The sequence below is a fragment of the Rhodococcus opacus B4 genome (assembly GCF_000010805.1).
In the GTDB taxonomy this organism is placed as follows: domain Bacteria; phylum Actinomycetota; class Actinomycetes; order Mycobacteriales; family Mycobacteriaceae; genus Rhodococcus_F; species Rhodococcus_F opacus_C.
Window position 1 is genome coordinate 6,799,596 of the sequence record NC_012522.1, and the last position, 9,584, is coordinate 6,809,179.

At 64.9% G+C, this 9,584-nt stretch carries 20 protein-coding genes; all 20 read left to right on the forward strand.

The features are described from left to right. Positions 1-9 precede the first annotated feature (9 nt). Positions 10-666, forward strand: coding sequence for a 50S ribosomal protein L3 (gene rplC / locus ROP_RS30715; protein ID WP_009479366.1), 657 nt, complete (start codon positions 10-12; stop codon positions 664-666). Next, complete coding sequence (gene rplD / locus ROP_RS30720) at positions 663-1,352, forward strand: 50S ribosomal protein L4 (RefSeq protein WP_015889917.1); 690 nt, start codon at positions 663-665, stop codon at positions 1,350-1,352. The genes rplC and rplD overlap by 4 nt, the downstream gene beginning before the upstream one ends. Then, complete coding sequence (gene rplW / locus ROP_RS30725) at positions 1,349-1,654, forward strand: 50S ribosomal protein L23 (protein WP_005239632.1); 306 nt, start codon at positions 1,349-1,351, stop codon at positions 1,652-1,654. Before rplD ends, rplW begins: the two co-directional genes overlap by 4 nt. Before the next feature lie 39 nt (positions 1,655-1,693). Continuing rightward, positions 1,694-2,530 carry a 50S ribosomal protein L2 gene (gene rplB / locus ROP_RS30730; protein WP_015889918.1) on the forward strand — a complete coding sequence of 279 codons (837 nt, stop codon included), beginning with the start codon at positions 1,694-1,696 and terminating at the stop codon, positions 2,528-2,530. 13 nt (positions 2,531-2,543) lie between these two features. Beyond that, complete coding sequence (gene rpsS, locus ROP_RS30735; protein WP_003940820.1) at positions 2,544-2,825, forward strand: 30S ribosomal protein S19; 282 nt, start codon at positions 2,544-2,546, stop codon at positions 2,823-2,825. Next, positions 2,822-3,226 carry a 50S ribosomal protein L22 gene (gene rplV / locus ROP_RS30740; RefSeq protein WP_005239634.1) on the forward strand — a complete coding sequence of 135 codons (405 nt, stop codon included), beginning with the start codon at positions 2,822-2,824 and terminating at the stop codon, positions 3,224-3,226. Before rpsS ends, rplV begins: the two co-directional genes overlap by 4 nt. Next, the gene (gene rpsC, locus ROP_RS30745) at positions 3,226-4,032 is read left to right on the forward strand and encodes a 30S ribosomal protein S3 (protein WP_005239635.1); all 807 of its coding nucleotides are present in this window, start codon (positions 3,226-3,228) and stop codon (positions 4,030-4,032) included. Before rplV ends, rpsC begins: the two co-directional genes overlap by 1 nt. A gap of 3 nt (positions 4,033-4,035) precedes the next feature. Further along, complete coding sequence (gene rplP, locus ROP_RS30750; protein WP_005239636.1) at positions 4,036-4,452, forward strand: 50S ribosomal protein L16; 417 nt, start codon at positions 4,036-4,038, stop codon at positions 4,450-4,452. Beyond that, a complete protein-coding gene (rpmC, locus tag ROP_RS30755; protein WP_005239637.1) occupies positions 4,452-4,688 on the forward strand; it encodes a 50S ribosomal protein L29 in 237 nt (78 codons plus the stop codon). The genes rplP and rpmC overlap by 1 nt, the downstream gene beginning before the upstream one ends. Then, positions 4,685-4,966: a 30S ribosomal protein S17 gene (gene rpsQ, locus ROP_RS30760; protein ID WP_005239638.1), complete on the forward strand. Its 282-nt coding sequence runs from the start codon at positions 4,685-4,687 to the stop codon at positions 4,964-4,966. Before rpmC ends, rpsQ begins: the two co-directional genes overlap by 4 nt. Positions 4,967-5,135: 169 nt before the next feature. Then, entirely contained in the window at positions 5,136-5,504 is a 369-nt protein-coding gene (rplN, locus tag ROP_RS30765; RefSeq protein WP_005239639.1) for a 50S ribosomal protein L14, read from the forward strand. Beyond that, positions 5,504-5,821 (forward strand): 50S ribosomal protein L24, encoded by a 318-nt coding sequence (gene rplX / locus ROP_RS30770; RefSeq protein WP_005239640.1) that lies wholly within the window; start codon positions 5,504-5,506, stop codon positions 5,819-5,821. The genes rplN and rplX overlap by 1 nt, the downstream gene beginning before the upstream one ends. A 1-nt stretch (position 5,822) precedes the next feature. Continuing rightward, positions 5,823-6,389 (forward strand): 50S ribosomal protein L5, encoded by a 567-nt coding sequence (rplE, locus tag ROP_RS30775; RefSeq protein WP_005239642.1) that lies wholly within the window; start codon positions 5,823-5,825, stop codon positions 6,387-6,389. A gap of 4 nt (positions 6,390-6,393) precedes the next feature. Beyond that, positions 6,394-6,579 carry a type Z 30S ribosomal protein S14 gene (locus ROP_RS30780; RefSeq protein WP_005239644.1) on the forward strand — a complete coding sequence of 62 codons (186 nt, stop codon included), beginning with the start codon at positions 6,394-6,396 and terminating at the stop codon, positions 6,577-6,579. A 154-nt stretch (positions 6,580-6,733) separates the two neighbouring features. Next, on the forward strand, positions 6,734-7,132 hold the full coding sequence (gene rpsH / locus ROP_RS30785) for a 30S ribosomal protein S8 (RefSeq protein WP_005239657.1): 399 nt from the start codon (positions 6,734-6,736) through the stop codon (positions 7,130-7,132). Positions 7,133-7,146: 14 nt separating this feature from the next. Continuing rightward, positions 7,147-7,686, forward strand: coding sequence for a 50S ribosomal protein L6 (rplF, locus tag ROP_RS30790; RefSeq protein ID WP_015889920.1), 540 nt, complete (start codon positions 7,147-7,149; stop codon positions 7,684-7,686). A gap of 1 nt (position 7,687) precedes the next feature. Beyond that, the gene (rplR, locus tag ROP_RS30795) at positions 7,688-8,095 is read left to right on the forward strand and encodes a 50S ribosomal protein L18 (RefSeq protein WP_015889921.1); all 408 of its coding nucleotides are present in this window, start codon (positions 7,688-7,690) and stop codon (positions 8,093-8,095) included. A gap of 37 nt (positions 8,096-8,132) precedes the next feature. Next, the gene (rpsE, locus tag ROP_RS30800) at positions 8,133-8,789 is read left to right on the forward strand and encodes a 30S ribosomal protein S5 (protein WP_005253858.1); all 657 of its coding nucleotides are present in this window, start codon (positions 8,133-8,135) and stop codon (positions 8,787-8,789) included. Then, positions 8,789-8,968 (forward strand): 50S ribosomal protein L30, encoded by a 180-nt coding sequence (rpmD, locus tag ROP_RS30805; protein WP_005253859.1) that lies wholly within the window; start codon positions 8,789-8,791, stop codon positions 8,966-8,968. Before rpsE ends, rpmD begins: the two co-directional genes overlap by 1 nt. 2 nt (positions 8,969-8,970) lie before the next feature. Further along, a complete protein-coding gene (gene rplO / locus ROP_RS30810; protein WP_015889922.1) occupies positions 8,971-9,411 on the forward strand; it encodes a 50S ribosomal protein L15 in 441 nt (146 codons plus the stop codon). The last annotated feature ends 173 nt before the right edge of the window (positions 9,412-9,584 follow it).

Genomic DNA, 9,584 nt, shown 5'->3' on the forward strand with positions numbered 1-9,584 from the left:
ACAAAAACAATGACTGATACCAAGATCAAGGGAATCCTGGGCACCAAGCTCGGCATGACCCAGGTCTTCGACGAGAACAACCGGGTCGTTCCGGTCACCGTCGTGAAGGCCGGGCCGAACGTCGTGACCCAGATTCGTACCGAAGAGCGTGACGGCTACAGCGCCGTGCAGCTCGCGTTCGGCGCCATCGACCCGCGCAAGGTGAACAAGCCGACTTCCGGCCAGTTCGCCAAGGCCGGCGTCACCCCGCGCCGCCACGTTGTGGAGCTCCGCGTTGCCGACACCTCGGAGTACGAGGTCGGCCAGGAACTTACCGCCGAGGTCTTCGAGGACGGCGCCTACGTCGACGTCACGGGAACCAGCAAGGGTAAGGGCTTCGCCGGAACCATGAAGCGCCACGGCTTCGCCGGCCAGGGTGCATCGCACGGTGCGCAGGCCGTTCACCGCCGCCCCGGTTCCATCGGTGGTTGCGCCACTCCGGGCCGCGTGTTCAAGGGCATGCGCATGTCCGGCCGCATGGGTAGCGACCGCATCACGACGCAGAACCTCTCCGTCCACAAGGTGGACGCCGAGAACGGCCTGCTGCTGATCAAGGGTGCGATCCCCGGCCGCAAGGGTGGCCTTGTGATCGTCAAGAGTGCAGTGAAGGGTGGTGCACGAGCATGACCAGCACCGAGACATCGACGACCAAGCTGACGCTGGACGTCAAGGTCGCCGGCGGCAAGACCAACGGCACCGTCGAACTCCCCGCGGAGATCTTCGACGCGCCTGCCAACATCGCGCTTCTCCACCAGGTTGTCGTCGCGCAGCTCGCCGCTGCACGTCAGGGCACCCACGCCACCAAGACCCGCGGCGAGGTTCGCGGCGGTGGCAAGAAGCCGTACCGCCAGAAGGGCACCGGCCGCGCTCGTCAGGGCTCGACCCGTGCGCCGCAGTTCGCAGGCGGTGGCACCGTCCACGGCCCGCAGCCGCGCGACTACAGCCAGCGGACCCCCAAGAAGATGAAGGCCGCCGCCCTGCGCGGAGCCCTGTCCGACCGGGCCCGTAACGAGCGCATCCACGTGATCACCGAACTGGTCGCCGGTCAGACTCCGTCCACGAAGTCCGCCCGCACCTTCCTCGGCGAGATCTCGGATCGCAAGAAGGTCCTGCTCGTCGTCGGACGCGCGGACATCGCGGCCTGGAAGAGCGTGCAGAACCTGGAAGGCGTGCACCCCATCGCACCCGACCAGCTCAACACCTACGACGTGCTCAACAGCGATGACGTCGTGTTCAGCGTCGAGGCGCTCAACGCGTTCATCCACGGGCCCGCCGAGACCGCCCAGGAAGAGAACAAGGAGGAGGGCAAGTGAGCACCATCGCCGATCCCCGCGACATCCTGCTCGCCCCGGTCATCTCCGAGAAGTCCTACGGACTGATCGAGGAAGGCACCTACACCTTCCTGGTGCACCCGGACTCGAACAAGACGCAGATCAAGATTGCCGTCGAGAAGATCTTCGGCGTCACCGTGACCAGCGTCAACACCGCCAACCGTCAGGGCAAGCGCAAGCGGACCCGCTTCGGTTACGGCAAGCGCAAGGACACCAAGCGCGCGCTCGTGACCCTCTCGGCCGACAGCAAGCCCATCGAGATCTTCGGAGGACCGGTCGCGTAAGCGCCGGGACTTGACGAGACATAGAGGACGAGAAGACTCATGGCAATCCGTAAGTACAAGCCGACAACCCCGGGCCGTCGTGGCTCGAGCGTCTCGGACTTCGCCGAGATCACTCGGTCGACCCCCGAGAAGTCGCTGGTTCGCCCGCTGCACGGACGCGGTGGACGTAACGCACACGGTCGTATCACCACCCGGCACAAGGGTGGCGGACACAAGCGCGCCTACCGGCTGATCGATTTCCGTCGCAACGACAAGGACGGCGTGCCGGCCAAGGTCGCTCACATCGAGTACGACCCCAACCGCACCGCGCGTATCGCCCTGCTGCACTACGCGGACGGCGAGAAGCGCTACATCATCGCCCCCAAGGGCCTGTTCCAGGGTGCACCGGTCGAGTCCGGTGCAGGCGCCGACATCAAGCCCGGCAACAACCTGCCCCTGCGCAACATCCCGACGGGTACCACCATCCACGCGGTGGAACTCCGCCCGGGTGGCGGCGCCAAGATGGCTCGCTCGGCCGGATCCAGCATCCAGCTGCTCGGTAAGGAAGGCACCTACGCCACCCTGCGTATGCCGTCCGGCGAAATCCGTCGCGTCGACGTTCGCTGCCGCGCCTCGATCGGTGAGGTCGGCAACGCCGAACAGTCGAACATCAACTGGGGCAAGGCCGGCCGCATGCGCTGGAAGGGCAAGCGCCCGACCGTCCGTGGTGTCGTGATGAACCCGGTCGACCACCCGCACGGTGGTGGTGAGGGTAAGACGTCCGGTGGTCGCCACCCGGTCAGCCCGTGGGGCAAGCCCGAGGGCCGCACCCGCAAGAACAAGGCGAGCGACAAGCTCATTGTCCGTCGTCGCCGTACCGGCAAGAACAAGCGCTAGGAGGGAGTGAAGGATGCCACGCAGCCTCAAGAAGGGCCCGTTCGTCGATGACCACCTCCTCGCGAAGGTGGACGTGCAGAACGAGAAGGGGACCAAGCAGGTCATCAAGACCTGGTCCCGTCGTTCCACGATCATCCCGGACTTCATCGGCCACACGTTTGCGGTTCACGACGGCCGCAAGCACGTCCCCGTGTTCGTTTCCGACTCGATGGTCGGACACAAGCTCGGAGAGTTTGCACCGACCCGCACGTTCAAGGGTCACATCAAGGATGATCGGAAGGCGAAGAGGCGATGAGCAACACCGAAACCGCCAACCCGACCGCCAAGGCAGTAGCGCGCCACGTGCGCGTCACGCCGATGAAGGCGCGTCGCGTTGTGGACCTGGTCCGCGGGCGTTCGGTTGAAGACGCCCTGAACATCCTGAAGTTCGCGCCGCAGGCAGCGAGCGAGCCGGTCGCCAAGGTGATCGCCTCCGCCGCCGCCAACGCCGAGAACAACCTCGACCTCGACCCGAGCACGCTTGTCGTCGCCACGGCGTTCGTGGACGAGGGCGCGACCCTCAAGCGGTTCCAGCCGCGTGCACAGGGACGTGCGTTCCGTATCCGCAAGCGCACCAGTCACATCACCGTGATCGTGGAGAGCCTGCCGAAGACCGGAACATCGACCCGTAATCGCCGGAAGGGAAGTGCTCAGTAGTGGGCCAGAAAATCAACCCGCACGGCTTCCGCCTCGGCATCACCACCGACTGGAAGTCTCGCTGGTACGCAGACAAGCAGTACGCGGAGTACGTCAAGGAAGACGTCGCGATCCGTAAGCTCCTCGCCACCGGCATGGAGCGCGCGGGCATCGCGAAGGTCGAGATCGAGCGCACGCGTGACCGTGTTCGCGTCGACATCCACACCGCCCGCCCGGGCATCGTCATCGGCCGCCGCGGCGCCGAAGCCGATCGCATCCGTTCCGAGCTCGAGAAGCTGACCGGCAAGCAGGTCCAGCTGAACATCCTCGAGGTCAAGAACGCCGAGGCCGAGGCTCAGCTCGTCGCACAGGGTGTTGCCGAGCAGCTCTCGAACCGCGTCGCCTTCCGTCGCGCGATGCGCAAGGCCATCCAGTCGGCCATGCGTCAGCCCAACGTCAAGGGAATCCGGGTTCAGTGCTCCGGTCGTCTCGGCGGCGCCGAGATGTCCCGGTCGGAGTTCTACCGCGAAGGCCGCGTGCCGCTGCACACGCTTCGCGCGGACATCGACTACGGCCTCTACGAGGCCAAGACCACCTTCGGCCGCATCGGCGTGAAGGTCTGGATCTACAAGGGCGACATCGTCGGTGGCAAGCGTGAGCTCGCCGCCAACGTGGCTGCTCCCGCAGGCGACCGCCCGCGTCGTGAGCGTCCGAGCCGCCCCCGTCGTTCCGGTGCCACCGGCACCACCGCGACCAGCACCGAGGCCGGCCGCGCAGCGACCGCCACCGCCGATGCACCCGCTACGACTGAACAGAAGGAGGGCTGACGCATGTTGATCCCACGGCGGGTCAAGCACCGCAAGCAGCACCATCCGAGCCGTTCGGGTGCCGCCAAGGGTGGAACCCAGGTGACCTTCGGTGACTACGGCATCCAGGCTCTCGAGCCCGCCTACATCACCAACCGGCAGATCGAGTCCGCTCGTATCGCCATGACCCGGCACATCAAGCGTGGCGGCAAGATCTGGATCAACATCTTCCCGGATCGCCCCCTCACCAAGAAGCCGGCCGAGACCCGCATGGGTTCCGGTAAGGGTTCGCCCGAGTGGTGGATCGCGAACGTCAAGCCCGGTCGCGTGATGTTCGAGATGAGCTACCCCAATGAGGAGATCGCTCGTGAGGCCCTGCGCCGCGCGATGCACAAGCTCCCGTGCAAGTGCCGGATCGTGACTAGGGAGGAGCAGTTCTGATGGCTACTGGAACCCCAGCCGCAGAGCTCCGCGAGCTCACCGAAGAAGAGCTGGTCACCCGGCTTCGTGAGTCGAAGGAAGAGCTGTTCAACCTTCGTTTCCAGATGGCCACGGGTCAGATGGACAACAACCGTCGACTTCGTACCGTTCGTCACGAGATCGCGCGTATCTACACCGTTCTGCGTGAGCGTGAGCTCGGGCTGGCCGTCGGTCCGGACGCAGGTGACGCGGCATGAGTGAGGAAAAAGCAGTGAGTACTGAAGAGCGCGGCAGCCGCAAGGTCCGCACCGGATACGTCGTCTCCGACAAGATGGAGAAGACGATCGTGGTCGAGCTCGAGGACCGGGTCAAGCACCCGCTCTACGGCAAGATCATCCGGCGCACCAGCAAGGTGAAGGCGCACGACGAGAACGGCGTCGCAGGCATCGGTGACCGCGTGCAGCTGATGGAGACCCGTCCGCTGTCCGCGACCAAGCACTGGCGTCTCGTCGAGGTCCTCGAGAAGGCCAAGTAAGAACCGAATAATGTATCCGGTACGATGGTGGGGTTGCCTTGCGGCCGACGCACGGCAACCCCACCGTTGTGCCGCCCACCGGGGCGGCCCCTCTCGCAGGGCACGGGTGCAGACCGCGCACGTCGGGTCGGAAATCTGCCGTGCAACAGTCCAGGTCAAGGAGAAGTAAGTGATTCAGCAGGAGTCGCGGCTGCGCGTCGCCGACAACACGGGTGCCAAGGAGATTCTCTGCATCCGCGTTCTCGGTGGTTCGTCTCGCCGTTACGCCGGGATCGGCGACATCATCGTCGCCACCGTCAAGGACGCCATCCCGGGTGGAAACATCAAGAAGGGCGAGGTCGTCAAGGCCGTCATCGTCCGCACCACCAAGGAACGTCGCCGTCCGGACGGTTCGTACATCAAGTTCGACGAGAACGCCGCCGTCCTCATCAAGCCGGACAACGATCCCCGTGGCACCCGCATCTTCGGCCCCGTCGGCCGTGAGCTGCGTGAGAAGAAGTTCATGAAGATCGTCTCGCTCGCCCCGGAGGTGCTGTGATGAAGGTGCACAAGGGTGACACCGTGCTGGTCATCGCCGGCAAGGACAAGGGCGCGAAAGGCAAGGTCATCCAGGCCTACCCCGCGACCAACAAGGTCCTCGTCGAAGGCGTGAACCGCATCAAGAAGCACACCGCGGTTTCCGCGAACGAGCGCGGAGCTTCCTCCGGCGGCATCGTCACGCAGGAAGCCCCGATCCACGTTTCCAACGTCGCGGTCGTCGACTCGGACGGCAACCCCACTCGCGTGGGCTACCGGACCGACGAAGAGTCCGGCAAGCGCGTTCGGATTTCCCGGAAGAACGGGAAGGACATCTGACATGACCTCCACTGAGAACAAGATCCAGCCGCGCCTGAAGACTCGCTACCGCGAGGAGATCAAGGCTGCGCTGAACACCGAGTTCGACTACGCCAACGTGATGCAGATCCCCGGCGTCGTCAAGGTCGTCGTCAACATGGGTGTCGGTGACGCCGCGCGCGACGCCAAGCTGATCAACGGTGCCGTCAACGATCTCGCTCTGATCACCGGTCAGAAGCCCGAGATCCGCAAGGCCCGCAAGTCCATCGCGCAGTTCAAGCTCCGCGAGGGAATGCCGATCGGTGCCCGCGTCACGCTGCGTGGCGACCGCATGTGGGAGTTCCTGGACCGTCTCGTGTCCGTCGCGCTTCCCCGCATCAGGGACTTCCGAGGCCTGTCGGGCAACCAGTTCGACGGCAACGGCAACTACACGTTCGGCCTGAACGAGCAGTCGATGTTCCACGAGATCGACGTGGACAAGATCGACCGCCCGCGCGGCATGGACATCACCGTGGTGACCACCGCGACCAACAACGAAGAAGGCCGTGCCCTGCTGAAGCACCTCGGCTTCCCGTTCAAGGAGAACTGAGCTAATGGCTAAGAAGGCATTGGTCAACAAGGCCAACAAGAAGCCCAAGTTCGCGGTGCGCGCCTACACCCGCTGCCAGCGCTGCGGCCGTCCGCACTCGGTGTTCCGCAAGTTCGGCCTGTGCCGAATCTGCGTCCGTGAGATGGCGCACGCGGGCGAGCTCCCCGGCGTTCACAAGAGCTCCTGGTGAGCCGGTGACGCCGTCGCCTCCCCGGCGACGGCGTCACCCCCCCACAGACTTCCGGTTCGTAACCTCGGACCGGGAAACGTAAGACCTACTTCGCGATAGGCCTGCGCCGGAAACGGCAGAGGGAACCGTTGTGAGAAAGGTAGAGGTCAACCTCATGACCATGACCGACCCCATCGCAGACTTCTTGACGCGTCTGCGCAACGCCAACACGGCGTACCACGATGAGGTGAAGTTGCCCCACTCGAAGATCAAGGCGAACATCGCCGAGATCCTCAAGCGCGAGGGTTACATCGCCGACTACCGCACCGAAGACGCCGAGGTGGGCAAGACCCTCATCGTCGACCTGAAGTACGGCCCGAGCCGTGAGCGCAGCCTTGCCGGCGTGCGTCGCGTCTCCAAGCCCGGTCTGCGTGTGTACGCGAAGTCCACCAACCTGCCCAAGGTTCTGGGCGGCCTCGGCGTGGCGATCATTTCCACGTCCACCGGCCTGCTCACCGATCGCCAGGCGGCCAATCAAGGAGTGGGCGGGGAAGTCCTCGCCTACGTCTGGTAAGGGAGGCCACCACAATGTCGCGTATTGGAAAGATTCCCGTCACCGTCCCCGGCGGCGTCGACGTCTCGATCGACGGCCAGGACGTCACGGTCAAGGGTCCCAAGGGCACGCTGGCCCTGACGATCTCCGAGCCGATCGTCATTGCGAAGAACGACGACGGCACGCTCAGCGTGACCCGTCCGGACGACGAGCGTCGCAGCCGCGCGCTGCACGGTCTGTCCCGCACCCTGGTTCAGAACCTCATCACCGGTGTCACCGACGGTTACACCACCAAGATGGAGATTCACGGCGTCGGTTACCGCGTCGCTCTCAAGGGCAAGGACCTCGAGTTCGCACTCGGCTACAGCCACCCGGTCCCGATCGAGGCTCCGGAAGGCATCACCTTCGCGGTCGAGTCGCCCACCAAGTTCTCGGTGTCGGGCATCGACAAGCAGAAGGTCGGGCAGATCTCGGCCAACATCCGTCGTCTCCGCCGTCCGGACCCGTACAAGGGCAAGGGCGTGCGTTACGAGGGTGAGCAGATCCGCCGCAAGGTCGGAAAGACGGGTAAGTGATATGAGCCAGACTGCAAACCAGAAAGCCAAGCGGATTCCGCTCGGCAAGGATGCGTCCACGAAGCGTCGCCTGTCGAAGGTGCGTCGTCACTTCCGTCTCCGCAAGAAGGTCTCCGGCACGCCCGAGCGTCCCCGCCTGGTCGTCAACCGGTCCTCGCGCCACATCCACGTCCAGCTCGTGGACGACCTTGCCGGCCACACTCTGGCAGCGGCGTCGACCACCGAGGCGGACGTGCGTGCAGCGGACGGCGACAAGAAGGCCCTCAGTGCGAAGGTCGGTCAGCTGATCGCCGAGCGCGCGAAGGCAGCCGGTGTCGAGACCGTCGTGTTCGACCACGGTGGACACGGCTACCACGGTCGCATCGCGGCCCTTGCGGACGCGGCTCGCGAAGGCGGGTTGAAGTTCTGATGACCAAGACCGAGTACATGAACGGAAGGACAGCCTGATGCCGGGACGTCAGAGGCGTGACGGCGGAAGCGGACCCGCCGGACAGAATGGCCCCAACACGGGGGACAACCGCGGCGGCGGCGACCGTCGTGGTGGCGGTCGCGACGATCGTCGCGGCGGACAGTCGGCCGAGAAGTCGAACCACATCGAGCGCGTCGTCACGATCAACCGCGTGTCGAAGGTCGTCAAGGGTGGTCGTCGCTTCAGCTTCACCGCTCTGGTGATCGTGGGCGACGGCAACGGACTGGTCGGCGTCGGCTACGGCAAGGCCAAGGAAGTTCCTGCGGCCATCCAGAAGGGCGTCGAGGAGGCTCGCAAGAGCTTCTTCCGCGTGCCGATGATCGGCAGCACCATCACGCACCCGGTTCAGGGTGAGGCCGCAGCGGGCGTCGTCATGCTGCGTCCGGCAAGCCCCGGTACCGGTGTCATCGCCGGTGGCGCGGTGCGTGCCGTGCTGGAATGCGCCGGCATCCACGACATTCTGTCGAAGTCGCTCGGTAGCGACAACGCCATCAATGTTGTGCATGCGACCGTTGCTGCGCTCAAGGGCCTGCAGCGCCCCGAGGAAGTTGCCGCTCGCCGCGGTCTCGCCCTCGAGGACGTTGCCCCCGCCGGCATGCTGCGTGCGCGCGCACAGGCTGGGAGCGTGAAGTAATGGCCGAACTCAAGGTCACTCAGATCAAGAGCACCATCGGTACCAAGCAGAACCAGCGGAACTCGCTGCGCACCCTCGGCTTGAAGGGCATCCGTCAGACGGTTGTCCGCGAGGACAATGCCCAGAACCGCGGTCTGATCAACGTGGTGCGCCACCTCGTCACAGTTGAGGAGGTCTAACCATGACCATCAAACTGCATCACCTGCGCCCCGCGCCGGGAGCCAAGACCGAGAAGACTCGCGTCGGTCGTGGTGAAGGTTCCAAGGGTAAGACCGCAGGCCGCGGCACGAAGGGCACCAAGGCCCGCAAGAACGTGCCCGCCGCCTTCGAGGGTGGACAGATGCCGCTGCACATGCGTCTGCCCAAGCTCAAGGGTTTCACCAACCCGTTCCGCACCGAGTACCAGGTCGTCAACGTCGGCGACATCGCCCGTCTGTTCCCCGAGGGTGGACAGGTCACGGTCGAGGACCTCGTTGCCAAGGGTGCCGTTCGCAAGAACCAGCTCGTCAAGGTTCTCGGCGACGGCGACCTGACTGTCGCCGTCCAGGTGACGGTCGACAAGTTCACCGGCTCCGCCAAGGAGAAGATCGCTGCTGCCGGTGGTACCGCCACCGAGCTGTGAGCTATCACCGCTAGCCAGTAGATGGCCGCAGTACAGCCTCGCGCTGTACTGCGGCCATTTGCGGCTGTACGGGCGGCAGTGCCGCAGGTCTCCCAGCTGTGCGTTCAGTTGCCACTGTTAGAGTTCTAGAGTTCATTCACGGACAAGTCGCTCACGACTTCGTCTCCCCACCG

What these genes read in the sequence shown, in the direction of transcription:
- rplO (WP_015889922.1), top strand. Translation starts at nt 8,971, where the DNA reads ATGACCATCAAACTGCATCACCTGCGCCCCGCGCCGGGAGCCAAGACC.
- rplD (WP_015889917.1), top strand. Translation starts at nt 663, where the DNA reads ATGACCAGCACCGAGACATCGACGACCAAGCTGACGCTGGACGTCAAG.
- rpsQ (WP_005239638.1), top strand. Translation starts at nt 4,685, where the DNA reads ATGAGTGAGGAAAAAGCAGTGAGTACTGAAGAGCGCGGCAGCCGCAAG.
- rplF (WP_015889920.1), top strand. Translation starts at nt 7,147, where the DNA reads ATGTCGCGTATTGGAAAGATTCCCGTCACCGTCCCCGGCGGCGTCGAC.
- rplB (WP_015889918.1), top strand. Translation starts at nt 1,694, where the DNA reads ATGGCAATCCGTAAGTACAAGCCGACAACCCCGGGCCGTCGTGGCTCG.
- rplX (WP_005239640.1), top strand. Translation starts at nt 5,504, where the DNA reads ATGAAGGTGCACAAGGGTGACACCGTGCTGGTCATCGCCGGCAAGGAC.
- rpsH (WP_005239657.1), top strand. Translation starts at nt 6,734, where the DNA reads ATGACCATGACCGACCCCATCGCAGACTTCTTGACGCGTCTGCGCAAC.
- rpmC (WP_005239637.1), top strand. Translation starts at nt 4,452, where the DNA reads ATGGCTACTGGAACCCCAGCCGCAGAGCTCCGCGAGCTCACCGAAGAA.
- rplE (WP_005239642.1), top strand. Translation starts at nt 5,823, where the DNA reads ATGACCTCCACTGAGAACAAGATCCAGCCGCGCCTGAAGACTCGCTAC.
- rpsE (WP_005253858.1), top strand. Translation starts at nt 8,133, where the DNA reads ATGCCGGGACGTCAGAGGCGTGACGGCGGAAGCGGACCCGCCGGACAG.
- rplR (WP_015889921.1), top strand. Translation starts at nt 7,688, where the DNA reads ATGAGCCAGACTGCAAACCAGAAAGCCAAGCGGATTCCGCTCGGCAAG.
- rplC (WP_009479366.1), top strand. Translation starts at nt 10, where the DNA reads ATGACTGATACCAAGATCAAGGGAATCCTGGGCACCAAGCTCGGCATG.
- ROP_RS30780 (WP_005239644.1), top strand. Translation starts at nt 6,394, where the DNA reads ATGGCTAAGAAGGCATTGGTCAACAAGGCCAACAAGAAGCCCAAGTTC.
- rpmD (WP_005253859.1), top strand. Translation starts at nt 8,789, where the DNA reads ATGGCCGAACTCAAGGTCACTCAGATCAAGAGCACCATCGGTACCAAG.
- rpsS (WP_003940820.1), top strand. Translation starts at nt 2,544, where the DNA reads ATGCCACGCAGCCTCAAGAAGGGCCCGTTCGTCGATGACCACCTCCTC.
- rplP (WP_005239636.1), top strand. Translation starts at nt 4,036, where the DNA reads ATGTTGATCCCACGGCGGGTCAAGCACCGCAAGCAGCACCATCCGAGC.
- rplV (WP_005239634.1), top strand. Translation starts at nt 2,822, where the DNA reads ATGAGCAACACCGAAACCGCCAACCCGACCGCCAAGGCAGTAGCGCGC.